This window comes from Thermus thermamylovorans (assembly GCF_004307015.1).
GTDB classification, from domain to species: Bacteria; Deinococcota; Deinococci; order Deinococcales; family Thermaceae; genus Thermus; species Thermus thermamylovorans.
This window is the reverse complement of the sequence record NZ_SIJL01000005.1, coordinates 26,171-44,667: the sequence shown is the minus strand read 5'-3', so window position 1 is coordinate 44,667 and position 18,497 is coordinate 26,171. Positions and strand designations below refer to the sequence as shown.

The window sequence follows — 18,497 nt, the reverse complement described above, 5'->3', positions numbered from 1 at the left end:
GCCCGGGCTGCACCGGCTGGCCGCGGGTAGGGTCTTGCCGCCCCTTTCCCAGGGACCAGGGGGGTCTCCGCTGCTTCAGCCAAGGGGAGCTATTTTAGCCTGGGCGGGGCCAGGGGCCCCATGATGAACCGCTGGAAAAGGAGGTAGAAGACCAGGTAGACGCCCAGCTGGAACCAGAAGCTCTGGGCCAGCTCCAGCCCCAAGGCCCCCAGGAAGAGGATAAGGGCCACGGCGGCCATTACCACCAAGGTTGTGCGCAGGAAGATCCCCGGGAAGTAGCGCAGGGCCTCCCGGAAGGTCTTGGGCCGCCGCTCCTCCCATTCCCTCAGGGCCTTTTTCTTCTGTTTCTCCTCGCGCCGCTTCTTGCCCACGGGGAAAGTATACTGGGCCCCGTGGACGTGGTCCGCACTGTGGCCGACCTTCGGGCCGCCCTGCCCCAGAAGGGGGTGGGCTTCGTACCCACCATGGGCTACCTCCACCGGGGGCACCTGGCCCTGGTGGCGCGGGCCCGGCAGGAAAACCCCTTCGTGGCGGTCTCCATCTTTGTGAACCCCTTGCAGTTCGGTCCCGGGGAGGACTACCACCGTTACCCCCGGGACCTGGACCGGGACCGGGCCCTTCTGGAGGAGGCGGGGGTGGACCTCCTCTTCGCCCCCAGCGTGGAGGAGATGTACCCGGCAGGGTTTTCCACCCGGGTTAGCGTGGAGGGGCCCCTTGCCGCCCTCTGGGAGGGGGCGGTGCGCCCCGGCCACTTCCAGGGGGTGGCCACGGTGGTGGCCAGGCTCTTCCTCCTGGTGGCTCCGACCCGGGCCTACTTCGGGGAGAAGGACTACCAGCAGCTTCTGGTGATTCGCAAGATGGCGCGGGACCTGGGCTTTCCGGTGGAGGTGCTGGGGGTGCCCACGGTGCGCGAAGCGGACGGCCTGGCCCTTTCCAGCCGCAACGTTTATCTCTCCCCGGAGACCCGGGCCAAGGCCAACGTCCTCTACCGGGCCCTTTCCGCCATGCGGGAGGCGGCCCTAGGGGGCGGGAGCGTGGCCGAGGCCCTGCGGGCCGGGGAGGGGGTGCTTTGGGAGGTGCCCGAGTTCCAGAAGGACTACCTGGCCCTGGTCCACCCGGAAACCCTCCTGCCCCTCTCCGACTGGGTGCCGGGAGCCCGGGGCCTGGTGGCCGGGCGCTTCCCCGGGGTGCGGCTCATCGACAACCTGGAGGTCCATCCGTGAGCGAGGCGTCCGCGTCAGAGGGCAAGCAGAGCCTTTTGGAGATGTTTAAGGCCATGGTCCAGGCCCGGGCCTCGGACATCCACCTGCAGGCGGGGGCCCCGCCCGTCATCCGGGTGGACGGAAAGCTGAAGCCCTTCGGCAACCGCCCCCTCACCCCTAAGGACACCGAGGCCATCGCCAAGGCCCTTCTCACCCCGGAGCAGCTGGAGGAGCTGGAGTTCCGCAAGGAGATGGACTTCGCCTACACCATCCCCGGGATCGCCCGCTTCCGCTGCAACCTCCTGAGGCAGCGGGGGAGCTTCGGCCTGGTCATGCGGGTGGTGGCCGAGGTCATCCCCAGCTTCGAGGCCTTGGGGCTTCCCCGGGAGGTGCTGGAGGCCCTGGCCGCCAAGGAGCGGGGCCTCATCCTGGTCACAGGGCCCACCGGGTCGGGCAAGAGCACCACCTTGGCAGCCCTCATCGACCACATCAACCTGCACTACGCCAAAAACATCATCACCATCGAGGACCCCATCGAGTTCCTGCACCGGCACAAGCGGAGCCTGGTGGTGCAGCGGGAGGTGGGCCTGGACACGGATAGCTTCTACTCCGGGGTCAAGTACGCCATGCGCCAGGACCCGGACGTGATCCTCATCGGGGAGATGCGGGACAAGGAAACGGTGGAGGCCGCCCTCATGGCCGCCCAGACCGGGCACCTGGTGCTGTCCACCCTGCACACCCTGGACGCCTGGCGCACCATCAACCGCGTCATCGAGTTCTTTCCCCTGCACGAGCACCAGCAGGTGCGCATCCTCCTGGCGGAGTCCCTCCTGGGCATCCTCTCCCAGCGCCTCCTGCCCCGGGCGGACGGGGCGGGGCGGGTCCTGGCCCTGGAGGTCCTCATCGCCACCCCCTACGTGCGCGAGCTCATAAAGGACGAGGACAAGACCCCCCAGATCAAGGAGGCCATGATGGAGGGCGGCCTCCACGGCATGCGCACCTTCGACCAGCACCTGGTGGAGCTCTACACCGGGGGGCTCATCTCCCTGGAGGACGCCCTTTCTGCTGCCACCAGCTCCCACGAGTTCCGCCTCCTCCTCACCAAGGCCACGGGGCAGGCTTACTAAGTCCCCTGCCGTGGCCCACGCCACGACGGGGGCCCCGGGTGGCGGCGTGGGGCGGAAGTCGGCCACGGTTTTTCCACGTTTCCAAGGGCGGGTATAATCCACAAGAAAGGAGGCGCGTATGCTGGTGACCGGTTTGGAGATCCTGAGGAAGGCGCGGGCGGAAGGCTACGGGGTAGGGGCGTTCAACACCAACAACATGGAGTTCACCCAGGCCGTCCTCGAGGCCGCGGAGGAGCTCAAGAGCCCGGTGATCCTGGCCCTTTCCGAGGGGGCCATGAAGTACGGGGGCCGGGCCCTGACCCGCATGGTGGTGGCCCTAGCCCAGGAGGCGCGGGTGCCCGTGGCCGTCCACCTGGACCACGGCTCCAGTTACGAGAGCGTCCTAAAGGCCCTCCGGGAGGGCTTTACCAGCGTCATGATCGACAAGTCCCACGAGGACTTCGAGACCAACGTTCAGGAGACCCGGCGGGTGGTGGAGGCGGCCCAGGCGGTGGGGGTCACGGTGGAGGCGGAGCTCGGGCGGCTTGCGGGCATCGAGGAGCACGTGGCCGTGGACGAGAAGGACGCCCTCCTCACCAACCCCGAGGAGGCCCGCCTCTTCATGGAGCGCACCGGGGCCCACTACCTGGCGGTGGCCATCGGCACCAGCCACGGGGCCTACAAGGGGAAGGGGCGGCCCTTCATCGACCTCCCCCGCCTGGAGCGGATCGCGGGCCTGGTGGAGGCCCCTTTGGTCCTGCATGGGGCGAGTTCCGTGCCCCCCGAGCTCATCGAGCGCTTCCGCGCCGCCGGGGGGGAGATCGGGGAGGCGGCGGGCATCCACCCCGAGGACATAAGGAAGGCCATCGCCCTGGGCATCGCCAAGATCAACACCGACACCGACCTGCGCCTGGCCTTCACCGCCCTCCTCCGGGAGGGCCTCCAGAAGAGCCCCAAGGAGTTCGACCCCCGGAAGTACCTGGGTCCGGCCCGGGAGGCGGTGAAGGAGGTGGTCAAGAGCCGGATGGAGCTCTTCGGCTCCGTGGGCAAGGCGTAAAGGCTGCTATGGGTTAGGGCCAGGCCACCCGTACCCCGGGGAAGAGGAGGGGCTCGGCTTCCTCCCCGGGGAGGAGCACCCGGTGCTCCGTGTACACGCCCTCCTTGGGGGCGCGGAAGACGTGGAGGCGGTTTTCTGAGAGGTCCAGAACCCACACCTCGGGGATTGCCGAGCGGGCATAGAGGGGAAGCTTTGTGTTCCGGTCGTAGTCCAGGCTGGACTCGGCAACCTCCACCAGGAGCAGGACGTCCTCGGCACTGGGGAGAGCCTCCCAGTAGTCCTTGGGCTTGAGAAGGGCGATATCGGGCTGCGGCTCGGAGCCCGGGGGCAGGCGCACGGGATTTTGCGGCCAGACGCGGGCTTGATCCCCCAGGGCCTGGGCGAACCGGGTCACCAAACGGGCCACCACCTCGGCATGCCTAGGACCAATAGGGCTCATCTGGTACACCTCCCCCTCCAGGAGTTCCACCCCCGCGATCCCCCGGAAGAGGCGCTCGAACTCCTCGATGCCAAAGCGGTACCGCCGGGCCATGGCCTTAGCGTAGCATGGGCCCATGAACCCCGTTCTCTTCATCCGGGAAAAGCGGGAAGGCGGCAAGCACCGCCGGGAGGATTTGGAAGCCTTCCTCCTGGGCTACCTGCGGGGAGAGGTGCCGGACTACCAGGTGGCCGCCTGGCTCATGGCGGCCTTCCTCCGGGGCCTGGACCCGGAGGAGACCCTTTGGCTCACCCAGGTCATGGCCCGCTCGGGCAAGGTCCTGGACCTCTCGGGGCTGCCCCACCCCGTGGACAAACACTCCTCCGGGGGGGTGGGGGACAAGGTGAGCCTGGTGGTGGGGCCTATCCTGGCGGCCAGCGGGTGCACCTTCGCCAAGATGTCGGGCCGGGGCCTGGCCCACACGGGGGGCACCATCGACAAGCTGGAGTCGGTGCCGGGCTGGCGGGGGGAGATGACGGAGGCGGAGTTTCTGGAGCGGGCCCGGCGGGTGGGCCTGGTCATCGCCGCCCAAAGCCCCGAGCTCGCCCCCCTGGACGGGAGGCTCTACGCCCTCCGCGACGTAACCGCCACCGTGGAGAGCATCCCCCTGATCGCCAGCTCCATCATGAGCAAGAAGCTGGCCGCTGGGGCCAGGAGCATCGTCTTGGATGTGAAGGTGGGCCGGGGGGCCTTCATGAAGACCCTGGAGGAGGCCCGCCTCCTGGCCCGCACCATGGTGGCCATCGGGGAAGGGGCGGGGAGGCGGGTGCGGGCGGTGCTCACCCGCATGGAGGCCCCCCTGGGGCGGGCGGTGGGGAACGCCCTGGAGGTGCGGGAGGCCATCCTCACCCTGAAGGGGGAGGGTCCAGAGGACCTCCTGGAGGTGGCCCTGCGCCTCGCCGAGGAGGCCCTAGGGCTTGAGGGGCTGGACCCGGGTCTGGCCCGGAAGGCCCTGAGGAGCGGGCAGGCCCTGGAGCGGTTCCGGGCCTTCCTCGAGGCCCAAGGGGGGGACGGGCGGGTGGTGGAGGACCCCTCCCTCTTGCCCCTGGCGGAGGAGCTTCCCCTCCCGGCGGAAGGGGAGGGGGTGGTGGCGGGGGTGGACGCCTACCGGGTGGGCCTGGCGGTTTTGGCCCTGGGGGGCGGCAGGCGGAAGAAGGGGGAGGCCGTTGACCACGGGGTGGGGGTCTACCTCCTGAAGAAGCCCGGGGACCGGGTGGCGCGGGGGGAGGCCCTGGCCCTGGTCCACCACCGGGGGCGGGGCTTAGAGGAGGCCCTGGCCCATCTGAGGGCGGCCTTCCGCCTGGGGGAGGAGGTCCGGCCCCAGCCCCTGGTCCTGGGGGTGGAACCTTAGGCCCGGGGCCTGGTATACTCCCGGGGGATGAAAAGGCGGCCCACGCGCTACACCCTCCTCCTGGCCCGAAGCGGCGGGGGAAGCCGGGCCCTGGTGCTCCCCGGGTGGACCCTTCTCCTTCTCCTGGGGCTGCTTTTTTTGTGGACGGGCATCAACGTTTACCTCTGGCACCGGGGGCGGGAGGTGCGGGTCCTGGAGGGGAGGCTTCAGGCCCTCTCCCAGGAGGCCCGTGAGCTTTCCCTGGCCTTGGAGGCGGAGCGGGCCAAGAACCGGGTCCTCCTGAAGGAGGCGGAGCGCACCCGGGAGGAGCTGGCCGAGATCCAGCGGGCCATCGAGGAGCTCCGCCGCCGCGCCGGGCTCTCCCCGGTTAGCGCCCGGCCCGTGCGGCACGCCCCCGGGGGCCAGGGGGGTGGGGCCGGGCCGGGGTCCCTCGAGGCCTGGGCCGAGGTCCGGGCCGGGCTGCTGGACCTGGAGAGGCAGCTCGCCGAGGTGGTCCCCGCCCTGGAGCGGACCCTGGAGCTGGAGGCCAGCCGCCCCCGGGGCCTGCCCCTGAGGGCCCACGGGGGGATCACCTCGGGCTTCGGGGTGCGCCGCAACCCTTTCGGCCCGGGCTACGAGTTCCACGATGGCCTGGACTTCGCCGCCCCCCACGGCACCCCCGTCTACGCCACGGGAAGGGGGGTGGTGGCCCAAGCGGGGTGGATGGGACCCTATGGCCTTGCCGTCCTCCTGGACCACGCCGAGGGGTACCAGACCCTCTACGGCCACCTCTCCCGTCTGGCGGTGCGCCCGGGGGAGCGGGTGGAACGGGGGCAGGTCCTGGGCTACGTGGGCTCCACGGGCCGCTCCACAGGGCCCCACCTGCACTACAGCGTCTACCGTCGGGGCGTGGCCGTGGACCCCCGGCCTTACCTTTCTCCTTCCTGGGCCTCCCGGTAGAATGGGGCGGATGTTTGGCCGCAAGCAGGGGGGAGCCCTCACCTACCTGGGGCCGGATACCGAGGTCCTGGGGGACCTCAAGGCCAAGGGCCAGGTGCGCATCGACGGCCTGGTGAAGGGCTCGGTCTACGTGGAAGGGGAACTGGAGGTGGGGCGCACCGGCCGGGTGGAGGGAGAGCGCGTGGAGGCCCAAAGCGTCCAGATCCACGGGGAGGTCAAGGCTGACCTGGTGGCGGGAAAGGTTTCCCTCTCCAAGACCGCCCGCTTCACCGGCACCGTGCGGGCCCAGGCCCTGGACGTGGAGGCAGGGGCGGTCTTCATCGGCCAGAGCTTGGCGGGGGAGACCCGGGCGTTGGAAGCGCCCAAGGAGGTCTAGGGTGGCCCTGGATAGGCTTTTCCGCAGAAAGCGGCCCAGCGGGGAGAACCGCGACGTCCCCGAGCTTTGGACCAAGTGCGAGGCCTGCGGTACGGGGCTTTACAAAAAGGAGTTCCGGGAAAACCTCTACGTCTGCCCCAAGTGCGGCCACCACCACCGGATGCCGGCCTCCGAGCGGGTGGAGATGCTGGCCGATGCCGGCACTTTCCGGGAGATCACTGGGCTTAGGCCCCAGGACCCTTTAGGCTTCGTGGACACCAAGCCCTACGCGGAAAGGCTCAGGGCCTACCAGGAGGAAACGGGCCGCCGGGACGCCATCCTGGGGGGCATCTGCGCCATTGGGGGAGTGCCCGCGGTCCTCATGGTCATGGACTACGCCTTCGCCGGGGGGTCCATGGGGAGCGTGGTGGGGGAGGAGATCGCCCGGGGGGCGGAAAGGGCGGCGGAGGAGGGGCGGGCCCTGGTGATCGTGGCCGCCTCGGGGGGGGCCAGGATGCAGGAGGCAGCCCTTTCCCTCATGCAGATGGCCAAGACGGTGATGAGCCTGGACCATCTCTGGGAAAAGCGCCTCCCCTACGTATCCGTCCTCACCGACCCCACCACCGGAGGGGTCACGGCCAGCTTCGCCGCCTTAGCCGACGTGATCCTCGCCGAGCCCGGGGCCCTCATCGGCTTCGCCGGGCCTAGGGTCATCCGGCAGACCATCCGCCAGGAGCTTCCCGAGGGCTTCCAGCGCTCAGAGTTTCTGCTGAAGCACGGGATGGTCGACCGGGTCACGGACCGCCGCAGGCTCAAGGCCGAGCTGGTCCAGGCCCTCCGCCACCTGCACCCTGGAGTCCCCTATGCCCCTGGAGTTTGAAAGGCCCATCCTGGAGCTGGAAAAGCGCATCGCCGAGCTCAAGGAGACCGCCCGCACCACGGGGGTGGACCTGGAGGCGGAAATCCGCCTCCTGGAGGAGCGCCTGGCCCGTCTCAAGCGGGAGATCTACGGGAACCTCACCCCCTGGCAGCGAGTCCAGCTGGCCCGGGCCCCCGGCCGCCCCACCACCCTGGACGTCCTGGAGAAGGCTTTTCAGGACTTTTTGGAGCTCCACGGGGACCGGGCCTTCGCCGACGACCCGGCCATCGTGGGGGGGCTTGCCTACTTGGAGGGCCAGAAGGTGGTGGTGGTGGGCCACCAGAAGGGCCGGGACACCAAGGAGAACCTAAGGCGCAACTTCGGCATGCCCCATCCCGAGGGCTACCGCAAGGCCATGCGCCTCATGGACCTGGCGGACCGCTTCGGCTATCCCTTCCTCAGCTTCATCGACACCCCCGGGGCCTACCCCGGGGTTTCCGCGGAGGAGCGGGGCCAGGCCTGGGTCATCGCCCAAAGCCTCCAGCGGATGAGCCGCCTAAGGGTACCCGCCATCGCCCTCATCCTGGGGGAGGGGGGAAGCGGGGGGGCCTTGGCCATCGGGGTGGCCAACCGCGTCCTCATCCTGGAAAACGCCTGGTACTCGGTGATCAGCCCCGAGTCCTGCGCCGCCATCCTCTGGCGGGACGCCAAGGAGGCTCCCAAGGCCGCGGAGGCCCTGAAGCTCACCGCAAGGGACCTCCTGGCCCAGGGGGTGGTGGACGCCATCGTCCCCGAGCCCGAGGGCGGGGCCCACAAGGACCCCCTTAAGGCCATCCGGAACATCAAGGAAGCCCTCCTGAGGACCCTGGAGGAGCTTAAAGGGCTTTCCCCGGAAGCGCTCTACCGGGACCGCTACCGCCGCTTCCGCACCCTTGGGGCCTACGCCGAGTCTTAAGGGGCCTTGGGCCTCTTCCCTCAGGGCTTTCACAGAAAGCCTTTAGCCTGAGGGCGGAGGTGAGGGTTGTGTGGAAACTGCTTCTGTCCATCCTGGGCTTGGGGGCCGCTTTGGCCCAGCAGGTGAGCCCCCAGGGGATCCTCGTCAACCCGGTGCCCACGGACCTCGTGGTGCGGGTCTGGGTGGACAAGGACCCGGCCAGGCGGGGGGGCGCGGTTTACCAGATCGGGGAGCCCATCTTCGTCTATGTGAACGTGAACCAGGACGTCTACGTCTACCTCTTTAACCTCAGCGCCGACGGCCGCGTCGACCCCATCCTGCCCAATGCCTTTGAGCGGGGCAACTTCCTTAGGGCCGGAGAGACGCGGCGCTTTCCCCCGGAAAGGGCCGGCTACACCTACACCGTGACCGGGCCCGAGGGGGAGGACCGCATCCTGGCGGTGGCGAGCCGCAGACCCCTCTCCTTGGGCGAGCTTCTGGACATAGAGCGGGGCCAGGTGCGGGTCCAGGGGGCGGAAGGTTTGGCCCGGGCCCTCGCCATCGTGGTGGAGCCCCTGCCCCCCAGGGACTGGGTCACGGACGTGGCCCGCTACTTCGTGGGCCGGGCTTCTGCCCCACCGCCCACCCCCGCCACGGCCACGTTGGTGGTGGACTCGAGGCCCAGCGGGGCCGAGGTCTACCTCAATGGCCGCCTGCAGGGACGCACCCCCCTGACCCTCCCGGTGAATCCCGGAAGGCAGGAGGTGGAGCTCCGTCTCGCCGGCCATCAGCCTTACCGGGTGGCGGTGAACCCCAGGCCCGGGGAGCGGGTGCAGGTCTTCGCCCAGCTGGTGCCCGAGCCCAGACAAGGGACGCTTTCCCTCGCCTCTAACCCTGCCGGGGCCGAGGTGTACCTGGATGGGGCCTTGCGGGGCCGTACCCCCCTCTCCCTGAGCCTGCCCGAGGGCCGCTACGGGGTGGAGCTCCGGCTTCCCGGCCACGAGCCCTACCGGGCGCAGGTGCAGGTGCGGAGGGGAGAGACCACCAGGCTGGACGTGCGCCTCGTTCCCTTGCGCACCGGCACCCTCCTCCTGGAGAGCATCCCCTCGGGGGCCGAGGTCTACCTGGACGGCGCCTTGCGGGGCCGCACCCCCTTGCGCCTCAGCCTGGAGGAGGGGACCTACCGGGTGGAGCTCCGGGCTCCCGGGCATGAGCCCTACGGGGCCGCGGTGCGGGTGGAGGGGGGCCGGGAGACCCGCCTTTCCGCCAGCCTCAGGCCCCTCCGCACCGGGGAGCTCTTCCTGGAGGCCCGGCCCGCAGGGGCGGAGGTCTACGTGGACGGGCGCCTCGTGGGCCGGGCTCCCTTGCGGGTGAGCCTCGAGGCCGGCCTGCGGGAGGTGCGGGTCCTGGCCCCCGGGTTTGCGGAGTACCGGGCCCAGGTGGAGGTGCGCCCCGGGGAGAGCCTCAGGCTCTTTGTGGAGCTGGTTCCGGCGCGGGCGGTCCTGGAGCTCTACCTGAACGCCGAGGCCCGGGTCTTCCTGAACGGGGAGGAGGTGGGCTTGGCCCGGGGAGGCTACCTGCGCCTGGAGGCCCCCTTGGGCGAGCACGAGCTCACCCTGGTGGCCCCTGGCTACCGCACCCTGGTGCAGGGGGTGCGCCTGGCGGGCAACCAGGTCCTGCGGCTTACCCTAAGACCCCTCTAGGGTGAAAGGGCGCCGCCCCGGCCCGGGCCGGGGCGGCTTGGTTCGCTGGGGGCCTTTCCTGGGGGTGGCCTCATCCTCCCGGGGCCTTCCGCCAGGCCAGGTAGGAGAAGACCACCAGGTAAAGCCCCCCGGCCAGCAGGGCGGCCAACCAGACCCAAAGCCAGCCTCCCCCCAGAAGGGCCGCCAGCCAGGCCAGAAGGCCCAGGAGGACAAAGGCCCGGCCCGCCCGGCGGTGGACCTCCTGCCACACCCTCGGGCTCTCCAGGGTCCAGGGGGTGCGCACCCCGGCCAGGTAGTTGGGGGGCAGGCGGGGGAGGAGAAGGCCCAGGACGAGAAAGACCAGGCCCACCGCCCCCAGGATGGCCTGCTCCACGGGGAAGGGCCTTCCCTGGGCGTGGCTCCAGGCGGCGAAGAGGAAGGCTCCCTGCAGGAGGGCGAAGGTCCAGACCACCCCGGCCTGAAGCCAGGGCCAGACCCGGGGGGCCTGGCCCCGGAGCTTGGGGTCCAGCCGGGGGGCCAGGGCCAGGAGGGGGTAGAGCAGGGTGAGCAGGAGGGGGAGGAGGAAGACCTCGAGGCGGCTCCCGTACCGGGTTACCTCTCCTTGGGCGTTCCAGTGGGCGGGGATCCTCTCGGGGAGCTGGGAATAGGCCCAGAGGGTCAGGGTCCAGGTGAGGAGGAGGCCCAAAGGGGCAAGCCACTTTCCCATGCCCTCAAGGTAGCATGGGGGGGTGGAGGCCATCGTACTGGGAGGCGGCGAGGAGGCTTGGGCGCGGAAGTACGGCGTGCGGAGCAAGGCCCTGGTCCCCTACCGGGGAAGGCCCCTGGCGGAGTGGGTGCTCTCTGCCCTGGTGGAGGCTGGGCTTTCTCCCATCTACGTGGGAGAAAACCCCGGGCTTTCCCCCCCGCCCCGCCTCACCCTCCCCGACACGGGAAGCCTGCTGGGGAACCTGGAGGCCGCCTTGGCCCACGTGGAAGGCCGGGTCCTGGTGGCCACCGCCGACCTCCCCCACCTCACCCCGGAGGCGGTGCGCTTTGTGCTGGAAAAGGCCCCGGAGGCCGCCCTCGTCTACCCCATCGTGCCCAAGGAAAGGGTGGAGGCCCGCTTCCCCCACACCCGGCGCACCTACGCCCGCCTGCGGGAGGGCGTTTTCACCGGGGGGAACCTGGTGCTTCTGGACAAGGGGCTTTTCTACCAGGCCCTGCCCCTGGCGCAAAAGGTGGTGGCTCTTCGGAAAAACCCCCTGGCCCTGGCCCGGCTCATCGGCCTGGACGTCCTCCTCAAGCTCCTTCTGGGGCGGCTTTCCCTCCCCGAGCTGGAGGCGCGGGCGCAGAGGATCCTGGGGGTGGAGGCCAGGGCCCTCATCACCCCCTACCCCGAGGTGGGGGTGGACGTGGACCGGGAAGAGGAACTGGTAAGCTAAGCCCATGCGCACGGTGAAGGAACTCCGCCTGGCCGGGCTTTTCGCCTACCTGGCCGCCCTAGCCTTGGGCCTTCTCTTCTCTTACCTGCTCCACGTCCTCCTGGGGGGTGGGGGGCGGCTCGGGTGGGCCGGGTTCAACTTCCCCGGGCTCCTGGAAGGTCTCGGCTTCCTCTTCTTTTTCACCTTCGTCCTCTACCTGGCCAAGAAGGCGGTGCGGGTCCCCTGCACCACCCTCCTCACCGCCGGCCTCCTGTGGCCCACCCCGGCCCGCCGCCTGGCCAAGACCCTGCCCCGGGTAGAGGCCCTCGAGGCCTACGAGGGCCGGGGGGTGGCCCTTCTGGTGCAGGAAGGGCGTCCGGTGGGGCTTTTGGGCCTTTCCGACCACATCCTGCCCCTGGAGGAGGTGCCCAGCGTGGAGGCGGAGGTGGCGGCGAGCGAGCTCTACCCCCTCTTCCTGCGCCAGCCCCTCGTCCTGGTGGTGCGGGGGGAGGAGGTGGTGGGGGCCATCCCCCGGGAGGCCTTTTTCCGCTACCTGGGGGTTTAGGCGCCCCGTTGGCAGCCCCAAAGGTCATGGGCGCGTCCCCTCTCCGGTGGGGCAACCCCCGGCATCGGCGCTTAGCCCCTTGACACGGCCGCCCCTGGCCTAAAATGGGGGGGAGCGGTGGCTCGGGAGGTGAAGGATGCCGCACGTGATCTGTGAGCCCTGCATCGGCGTGAAGGACCAGTCCTGCGTGGAGGTCTGCCCGGTGGAGTGCATCTACGACGGGGGGGACCAGTTCTACATCCACCCCGAGGAGTGCATCGACTGCGGGGCCTGTGTACCCGCCTGCCCGGTGAACGCCATTTTCCCGGAGGAGGACGTTCCCGAGCAGTGGAAGTCCTACATAGAGAAAAACCGCAAGCTGTCGGGTCTGGAGTAGGGTTTGTCGCGGACCTTGGGGATGGGCCGCCCTCCTAGGTAGGCTTCAGAGCTCGCGCACGTACCAGCTCAAGGCGGGTCCGCCGTCCTTGACGTGGCGAAATCCCTGGGCCTGGAAGAAGGCCTTGGCCCGGGGATTGTCCCCGTACACCACCACATAGAGCCGCTCGGCCCCCGCCAGGTGGGCCATGAGGTGGGCCAAGGCCCGCTGCCCCAGGCCCTGGCCCTGGTGATCCTCGCGGATGAGGAGGAGGCTTAGGGTGGCGTCCTGGGGCTCGGGGTAGTGGAGCTTGTAGTCCATATAGCCCACGGCCTCTCCCTCCCGGAGGAGCAAAAAGGCCCGGCGGCGTTCGTCCTTCTCCAGGGTAGCCAGGTCCCGGACCACGTCCTCGAGGGTGGGAGGCTCCATACCGATGAGGGCAAAGTACCCGGGGCTTTGCAGGAAGAGGCGGTGCAGGAGGGGGGCGTCTTCGGGAACCACCGGGCGGAAGGCGAGGCTTAGGGTCCGCATCGCCCCCATGCTACCCTCTCTCCCCTGAGAAGCGGGTGATGAAGCATCCCGCCCCGGGAGCCTACTCCCGGGGCGGGCCAGGGCGCCTTTTTACCTACGGGCTGGCTCCACCACGGTGACGTTCACCGCCTGTGGGCCCTTGCCGTTTTTGCCCGGCTCCACCTCGAAGGTGACGATGTCCCCCTCGTTCAGGGTGCGGAACCCCTTGGCGTTGATGGCGCTGAAGTGGACGAACACGTCCGTGTCCCCCTCGCGCTCGATGAAGCCGTAGCCCTTCTCCGCGTTGAACCACTTGACCCGACCCTTCTGCATACCGCTCCTTCGCTTCCGGACCCTGGGGTCCGCATCCGGGGCTTTAGGGGCTGCTTTAGGCCCGCCAGGGCCACCCTGAAGCGACCCGGAATACTTCACTATACCACAGGATGGCTACTTGCGGAAGAACCCCTTGAGCTTCTCCCAAAACCCCTCCGGGGCCACCTCCTCCCCCACCTCCTCCGCGTAGGCCCGGAGGAGCTCCCTCGCTCTTTGGGAGAGCCGCTTTGGCACCGCGAGCTCCACCACCACCCTCAGGGCCCCCCGGCCCCCGGGCTGGGGGAGCCCCCCCCCGGGGAGCTCGAACACCTCCCCGTGCCCGGTGCCCGGGGGGAGGTCCAGGGAGACGGGGCCTTCCAGGCCTGGCACCTGCACCCGGGCTCCCAGGGCTGCCTGGGCTAGGCCGATCCGCAGGCGGTAAACCAGATCCGCTCCTTCCCGCTCCAGGTGGGGGTGGGGGCGTACCCTTAGGCGCACGTAAAGGTCGCCGGGGCCGCCCAGGCCCAGGTTGCCGTAGCCCGGTACCCGCAGGAGGTGGCGTTCGTCCATGCCCGGGGGGATCCTCACCCGCACCTGCTCCTGCCGGACCACCCGGCCCCGGCCCCCGCAGGCGGCGCAGGCCTCCGCCAGGAGGCGGCCCTGCCCCTTGCAGTGGGGGCAGGCGGAGCGGCTCACGAAGGCGCCAAAGAGGCCCTGGCGGTAGCTCTCCGCCACCCCCCGGCCCCCGCAGGTGGGGCAGGCCACCCGCCTGCCGCCCTGGCCCCCGCAGGCCTCGCAGGGCACCAGGCGGGCGTAGTCCACCTCCGCCTCCTTGCCGTGGAGGAGGTCCAGGAGTTCCACCTCCACCTGGACCTCCAGGTCCTCTCCCCGGGGGACGGCCCGTTCGCTCTGGAAGCCAAAGACCTGGGCGAAGAGGTCGAAGAGGTCCTCGGCGTGGAACGGCGGGCTTCCCAAAAGCCCCCGGTCGTACTGGGCTCGCCGCTCCGGGTCAGAGAGGACCGCGTAGGCCTCGTTGATCTCCTTGAAACGCTCCTCGGCCTCCTTGTCCCCGGGGTTGCGGTCGGGATGGTACTGGAGGGCGAGCCGGCGGTAGGCCCTTTTGATCTCCTCCTGGGTGGCCTCCCGGCTTACCCCCAGGATGGCGTAGTAGTCCTTCATCCACTAGCACTTTACAAGGGAAAGGTCTTGGGCTAAAGTGTCCCCCAATGAGGCTCCTGCGAGCTATCCGGTAGGGGGCCCCTTCCTGCGGGAAGGGCCCCCCCGGCTTGGCCGCGGGGGCCTCCTTTGTGTAAGAGGAGGCGAGGATGCTGCTTCTGACCCCCGGACCCACCCCCATCCCCGAGCGTGTGCAGAAAGCCCTCCTGCGTCCCATGCGGGGCCATCTGGACCCCGAGGTGCTGGGGGTGAACCGGGCCATCCAGGAGCGCCTCCTGGCCCTCTTCGACCCCGGGGAGGGGGCCCTGGTGGCGGCCTTGGCGGGCTCGGGGAGCCTAGGCATGGAGGCGGGGCTGGCCGCCTTGGACCGGGGCCCGGTCCTGATCCTCACCAACGGGGCCTTCGGGGACCGGATAGCGGAGATGGCCTTGCTACATGGTCTGGAGCCCACGGTTCTGGAGTTTCCCCCGGGGGAGCCCGTGGACCCGGGGGCCGTGGCCCAGGCCCTGAAGGCCCGGCGCTACCGCCTGGTGGCCCTGGTCCACGGGGAGACCTCCACCGGGGTGCTGAACCCGGCCCGGGAGATCGGGGCCCTGGCCAAGGAGGCCGGGGCGCTTTTTTTCCTGGACGCGGTCACCACCTTGGGCATGCTTCCCTTCTCCATGCGGGAGATGGGCGCCGACTACGCCTTCACCGGGAGCCAGAAGTGCCTCTCCGCCCCCCCGGGCCTGGCTCCCATCGCCGTAAGCCGCGAGGCGCGGAGGGCCTTCACCGCCAGGCGGGGCTGGTACCCCGACCTGGAGCGGGTGGCGGAGCACTGGGAGCGGGGCGGTTACCACCACACCACCCCCGTGCTCCTCCACTACGCCCTCCTCGAGGCCCTGGACCTGGCCCTGGAGGAGGGGGTGGAGGCCCGGGAGAGGCGGGCCCGGGAGGTCTACGCCTGGCTTCTGGAGGAGCTTTTGGTGCGGGGCTTCCGCCCCTACCCCAAGGCCAGCCCCCTGCCCACGGTGCTGGTGGTGCGTCCTCCCGAGGGGGTGGAGGCGGACCGCTTGGTGAAGGCCCTCTACGCCGAGGGGGTGGCGGTGGCCGGGGGGATCGGCCCCACCCGGGGGCAGGTCCTGCGGCTCGGCCTCATGGGGGAAGGGGCCAGGAAGGAGGCCTACGGCTTCTTCCTGAAAGCCTTGGACCGCGCCCTGGCCCTAGCCTAGGAAGAAGTAAGCGTAGACCGCGGCCAGAGCCATGCGGTAGTAGGCGAAGGGCCGGAAGCCAAAGCGCTCCACGAAGCCCAGCATCCAGCGCACGGTGAGGAAGGCGGTGACCATGGCCGAGAGGAAGCCGATGCCGAGGAGGAACCACCCCCCCTCGGGAATGGCCGGGGCGCTTCGATAGAGGTCGTACCCCACGGCCACGGCCATGGTGGGGAGGGCCAGCAGGAAGCTGAACTCCGCCGCCGCCCGGCGCCTCAGCCCCAGGAGGAGCCCCCCCAGGATGGTGGCCCCGCTGCGGCTGGTGCCGGGGAAGAGGGCGGCCAGGCCCTGGAAGACTCCGATGAGGAGGACCCGGTGAAGGGGGAGTTCCAGCACATCTCCGTAGCGGGCCCTTTGCGCCAGGCGGTCGGCTAGGAGAAGGAGGAGGCCTACGGAGAAGAGGAAGAAGACCACGATGCCGTCGTTCCCCAGGATCTCCCCCCGGATGAACCCGTAGAGGAGAAACCCCATGGCCCCCGTGGGCAGGAAGGCCAACCCGATCCTGAGCCACAGGGCCCGGTCCACGGCGAAGCGCCGGCCGTAAAGCAGGAGGATGGCCAGGATGGCCCCCAGCTGGATGGCGATGAGGAAGGTTTTGAGGAAGTCCTCCTCCTGGACGGGGAGGTCCAGGAGGTGGAAGAGGAGGGTGAGGTGGCCGGTGGAGGAGACGGGCACGAACTCGGTGAGGCCCTCGACCACTCCCAGGAGAAGGGCTTCCCAGACGCTCACGCGGCCCATGCTACCATGGGGGCGTGGAGGTTTCCCTCCTCATCCCCGCCGCGGGGAACGGCGAGCGCCTCGGCCTTGGCCCCAAGGCCTTCCTGCGGGTGGGGGGGAGGACCCTCTTGGAGTGGGCCCTCCGCGCCTTCCCCGGGGCGGCCGAGGTGCTGGTGGCCCTGCCCCCGGGGGCCGAGGCCCCCAGGGGCTTGCGGGCGGTCTTCCTGGAGGGGGGAAAGACCCGGCAGGAGTCGGTGGCCCGCCTCCTGGAGGCAGCGAGCCTGCCCTTGGTCCTGGTGCACGACGTGGCCCGGCCCTTTGCCAGCACCCTGCTGGTGGAGCGGGTCCTCCGGGCTGCCCAGGCCACGGGGGCGGCGGCCCCGGTCCTGCCCCTCCCCGACACCCTGGTGCGCCCCGAGGGGGAGGCCTACGGGGAGGTGGTCCCCCGGGAGGCCCTGCGCTTGGTCCAGACCCCCCAGGGCTTCTTCACCGCCCTCCTCCGAGAAGCCCACGCCTACGCCAAGCGGCGGGGGCTTACCGCCACCGACGACGCCCAGCTGGTGCGGGCCCTGGGCTACCCGGTGGCCCTGGTGGCGGGGGAGCGGACGGCCTTCAAGATCACCTATCCCGAGGACCTCCTCCTGGCGGAGGCCTTGGCGCGGGTATGGAACGCCTAGCCCAGGCTAAGGTCAACCTCGGCCTCTCCCTCCTGGGGCGGCGGCCCGACGGCTACCACGAGCTCCACACCCTTTTCGCCGCCCTCTCCTTCGGAGACCGCCTCCTTTTGGAGCCCATTCCCGAGGGCATAGAGTTCAGGGGCCCTTACGGGCAGAAGAACCTGGCTTACCGGGCGGCCCGGGCCTATTTGGAGGCGGCGGGCTGGCCCGGGGGGGTGCGGATCGTCCTGGAGAAAGCCCTGCCCGAGGGGGCGGGCCTGGGCGGGGGGAGCTCGGACGCCGCCCAGGTGCTCCTGGCCCTCAAGGAGCTCTACCCGGCGGCGGTGGACTTCCCTGCCCTGGCCCTTTCCCTGGGGGCGGATGTGCCCTTTTTCCTCCTGGGGGGGGTGGCCGAGGCCCGGGGGGTGGGGGAGAGGCTCAGGCCCCTCCTCCTCTCCCCCCTCTGGGCCGTGGTCTTCGCCCAGGGACCCCGCCTTCCCACCCCCAAGGTCTACGGGGAGGCCAGGCCCCACGACTACGGTCCTGAGCTCCCGGTGGAGGCCATCTTACGGGCCCTAGGGCGGGGGGAGGAACCTCCTTACTGGAATAGCCTCGAGGGCCCTGCCTTCCGCCTCCACCCCGAGCTCAGGAGGGTCAAGGAGGAGCTGCGGTCCTTGGGGCTAAGGGGGGTGCTTATGTCCGGTTCGGGCAGCGCCTTTTTCGGCCTCGCCGAGGACGAGGCCCATGCGCGGCGGGCCGCAGAGGCGCTCAGGCCAAAGGGATACGTCCGGTACGGTACCTTGGGGGGAGGTCATGCCCTTCATTGAGGAGGTCTTAGGCCACTGGCCCGAAGCCCTGGAGGAAATCTTAGCCCTTCCCGTGCGCTGGAACCCGGAGCGGTTCGCCTTTTGGCTCCGGCAGGACCTCCCCTTTGTGGAGGCCCTCTATCGCTACCAGGTGGAGCTGCTGCGGGAGGCTCCCCAGGCCCACCGCGCCCCCTTGCTCCACGCCCTCGTGGCCACGGTGGAGGAGCTGGACTGGCTCCTGGCGCAAGGGGCGGACCCCCAGGGGGAGGTCCACCCGGTGCGGCGGGAGTACATCGCCCTGCTGGAGGAGATGGCCCTATTGCCCTACCCTTACCGCCTGGTCCTCTTCTACTTCATGAACCGGCTCTTCCTGGAGGCCTGGAGCGCCCACGTGGCCGAGGGAGGCCCCTGGCAAGAGCTTTCCGAGCACTGGTCGGCCCCGGAGTTCCAGGCGGTGCTCTTCGACCTGGAGGTGATGGCCCAGGGCCTGGCCTCGGGGCTGGACCCGGGGCTTTTGCGGGACTACCTCGGCCGTATCCTGGAGATGGAGAAAAGGACCTGGAGCCTTCTCCTGTGATCCCCTCCCGTCTAGACCCGGGCTAAGTGGGCGTGCACGAAGGCTGCCCTGATCGGGGGAGGAGGGAAGAGGCGTACCCGTGGCCTTGTGGGGGCTCCCGCCGTGGCCTAGGCCACGGTGGGGCACTTAGGCCAGAGGCCCCAGCGACGCCGCCCCATCCCGGCCGCCTCGGGGGGAGGTTCCCGGCAG

The 18,497-nt window shown here is 70.0% G+C and carries 23 protein-coding genes; 16 read left to right on the top strand and 7 right to left on the bottom strand.

Annotated features, from left to right (window positions below; all coding sequences use genetic code 11):
- Positions 1-89: 89 nt before the first annotated feature.
- Positions 90-371, bottom strand: coding sequence for a hypothetical protein (locus ETP66_RS05030; protein WP_130841222.1), 282 nt, complete (start codon positions 369-371; stop codon positions 90-92).
- A gap of 21 nt (positions 372-392) precedes the next feature.
- On the opposite strand from ETP66_RS05030, the gene panC reads away from it, so the two are divergent.
- The 3 genes from panC (at position 393) to fba (ending at position 3,365) form a co-directional block, all read left to right on the top strand.
- Entirely contained in the window at positions 393-1,223 is an 831-nt protein-coding gene (panC, locus tag ETP66_RS05025; protein ID WP_130841220.1) for a pantoate--beta-alanine ligase, read from the top strand.
- Complete coding sequence (locus ETP66_RS05020; protein ID WP_130841218.1) at positions 1,220-2,329, top strand: type IV pilus twitching motility protein PilT; 1,110 nt, start codon at positions 1,220-1,222, stop codon at positions 2,327-2,329. Before panC ends, ETP66_RS05020 begins: the two co-directional genes overlap by 4 nt.
- Before the next feature lie 118 nt (positions 2,330-2,447).
- Complete coding sequence (gene fba / locus ETP66_RS05015) at positions 2,448-3,365, top strand: class II fructose-1,6-bisphosphate aldolase (protein WP_130841216.1); 918 nt, start codon at positions 2,448-2,450, stop codon at positions 3,363-3,365.
- Between the two features lie 13 nt (positions 3,366-3,378).
- Here fba and ETP66_RS05010 read toward each other — a convergent pair whose 3' ends face one another.
- Complete coding sequence (locus tag ETP66_RS05010) at positions 3,379-3,897, bottom strand: Uma2 family endonuclease (protein WP_201738474.1); 519 nt, start codon at positions 3,895-3,897, stop codon at positions 3,379-3,381.
- A 22-nt stretch (positions 3,898-3,919) separates the two neighbouring features.
- Between ETP66_RS05010 and ETP66_RS05005 the strand changes: the two genes are divergently transcribed.
- The 6 genes from ETP66_RS05005 to ETP66_RS04980 all read left to right on the top strand — a co-directional run bounded on the left by ETP66_RS05005 (position 3,920) and on the right by ETP66_RS04980 (position 9,984).
- A complete protein-coding gene (locus ETP66_RS05005; protein WP_130841212.1) occupies positions 3,920-5,194 on the top strand; it encodes a thymidine phosphorylase in 1,275 nt (424 codons plus the stop codon).
- Between the two features lie 27 nt (positions 5,195-5,221).
- Positions 5,222-6,133 (top strand): M23 family metallopeptidase, encoded by a 912-nt coding sequence (locus ETP66_RS05000; RefSeq protein WP_130841211.1) that lies wholly within the window; start codon positions 5,222-5,224, stop codon positions 6,131-6,133.
- 10 nt (positions 6,134-6,143) lie between these two features.
- Complete coding sequence (locus tag ETP66_RS04995; RefSeq protein ID WP_201738473.1) at positions 6,144-6,509, top strand: bactofilin family protein; 366 nt, start codon at positions 6,144-6,146, stop codon at positions 6,507-6,509.
- A gap of 1 nt (position 6,510) precedes the next feature.
- On the top strand, positions 6,511-7,368 hold the full coding sequence (gene accD / locus ETP66_RS04990) for an acetyl-CoA carboxylase, carboxyltransferase subunit beta (RefSeq protein ID WP_130841207.1): 858 nt from the start codon (positions 6,511-6,513) through the stop codon (positions 7,366-7,368).
- The gene (locus tag ETP66_RS04985) at positions 7,352-8,302 is read left to right on the top strand and encodes an acetyl-CoA carboxylase carboxyltransferase subunit alpha (protein ID WP_130841205.1); all 951 of its coding nucleotides are present in this window, start codon (positions 7,352-7,354) and stop codon (positions 8,300-8,302) included. The genes accD and ETP66_RS04985 overlap by 17 nt, the downstream gene beginning before the upstream one ends.
- A 68-nt stretch (positions 8,303-8,370) precedes the next feature.
- Positions 8,371-9,984, top strand: coding sequence for a PEGA domain-containing protein (locus ETP66_RS04980; protein ID WP_130841203.1), 1,614 nt, complete (start codon positions 8,371-8,373; stop codon positions 9,982-9,984).
- A gap of 70 nt (positions 9,985-10,054) precedes the next feature.
- On the opposite strand, the gene ETP66_RS04975 is transcribed toward ETP66_RS04980, so the two are convergent.
- Positions 10,055-10,690, bottom strand: a complete 636-nt coding sequence (locus ETP66_RS04975; RefSeq protein WP_130841201.1) for a DUF1648 domain-containing protein — start codon at positions 10,688-10,690, stop codon at positions 10,055-10,057.
- A 22-nt stretch (positions 10,691-10,712) separates the two neighbouring features.
- Between ETP66_RS04975 and ETP66_RS04970 the strand changes: the two genes are divergently transcribed.
- From ETP66_RS04970 to ETP66_RS04960, 3 genes are all read left to right on the top strand, one after another.
- A complete protein-coding gene (locus ETP66_RS04970) occupies positions 10,713-11,405 on the top strand; it encodes an NTP transferase domain-containing protein (protein WP_130841200.1) in 693 nt (230 codons plus the stop codon).
- A 4-nt stretch (positions 11,406-11,409) separates the two neighbouring features.
- On the top strand, positions 11,410-11,949 hold the full coding sequence (locus tag ETP66_RS04965; protein WP_130841198.1) for a hypothetical protein: 540 nt from the start codon (positions 11,410-11,412) through the stop codon (positions 11,947-11,949).
- 136 nt (positions 11,950-12,085) lie between these two features.
- Positions 12,086-12,325, top strand: a complete 240-nt coding sequence (locus ETP66_RS04960) for a ferredoxin (RefSeq protein ID WP_130841196.1) — start codon at positions 12,086-12,088, stop codon at positions 12,323-12,325.
- Between the two features lie 45 nt (positions 12,326-12,370).
- Here the strand turns inward: ETP66_RS04960 and ETP66_RS04955 are convergent, their stop codons facing one another.
- The 3 genes from ETP66_RS04955 to ETP66_RS04945 all read right to left on the bottom strand — a co-directional run bounded on the left by ETP66_RS04955 (position 12,371) and on the right by ETP66_RS04945 (position 14,305).
- A complete protein-coding gene (locus ETP66_RS04955) occupies positions 12,371-12,844 on the bottom strand; it encodes a GNAT family N-acetyltransferase (protein WP_130841194.1) in 474 nt (157 codons plus the stop codon).
- Positions 12,845-12,925: 81 nt separating this feature from the next.
- Positions 12,926-13,147, bottom strand: coding sequence for a cold-shock protein (locus ETP66_RS04950; RefSeq protein ID WP_022798962.1), 222 nt, complete (start codon positions 13,145-13,147; stop codon positions 12,926-12,928).
- Between the two features lie 114 nt (positions 13,148-13,261).
- Positions 13,262-14,305, bottom strand: coding sequence for a DnaJ C-terminal domain-containing protein (locus ETP66_RS04945; RefSeq protein WP_130841192.1), 1,044 nt, complete (start codon positions 14,303-14,305; stop codon positions 13,262-13,264).
- A gap of 146 nt (positions 14,306-14,451) precedes the next feature.
- Between ETP66_RS04945 and ETP66_RS04940 the strand changes: the two genes are divergently transcribed.
- The gene (locus ETP66_RS04940; RefSeq protein ID WP_130841190.1) at positions 14,452-15,513 is read left to right on the top strand and encodes an aminotransferase class V-fold PLP-dependent enzyme; all 1,062 of its coding nucleotides are present in this window, start codon (positions 14,452-14,454) and stop codon (positions 15,511-15,513) included.
- Here ETP66_RS04940 and ETP66_RS04935 read toward each other — a convergent pair.
- A complete protein-coding gene (locus ETP66_RS04935; protein WP_130841189.1) occupies positions 15,505-16,290 on the bottom strand; it encodes an undecaprenyl-diphosphate phosphatase in 786 nt (261 codons plus the stop codon). The genes ETP66_RS04940 and ETP66_RS04935 overlap by 9 nt on opposite strands.
- 14 nt (positions 16,291-16,304) lie before the next feature.
- Between ETP66_RS04935 and ispD the strand changes: the two genes are divergently transcribed.
- From ispD to ETP66_RS04920, 3 genes are read left to right on the top strand one after another with little or no spacing between them, the layout of a single operon-like run.
- Entirely contained in the window at positions 16,305-16,946 is a 642-nt protein-coding gene (gene ispD, locus ETP66_RS04930; protein WP_130841187.1) for a 2-C-methyl-D-erythritol 4-phosphate cytidylyltransferase, read from the top strand.
- Complete coding sequence (ispE, locus tag ETP66_RS04925) at positions 16,934-17,752, top strand: 4-(cytidine 5'-diphospho)-2-C-methyl-D-erythritol kinase (RefSeq protein ID WP_130841185.1); 819 nt, start codon at positions 16,934-16,936, stop codon at positions 17,750-17,752. The genes ispD and ispE overlap by 13 nt, the downstream gene beginning before the upstream one ends.
- On the top strand, positions 17,739-18,308 hold the full coding sequence (locus tag ETP66_RS04920; protein WP_130841184.1) for a TenA family protein: 570 nt from the start codon (positions 17,739-17,741) through the stop codon (positions 18,306-18,308). The genes ispE and ETP66_RS04920 overlap by 14 nt, the downstream gene beginning before the upstream one ends.
- Positions 18,309-18,497 lie beyond the last annotated feature (189 nt).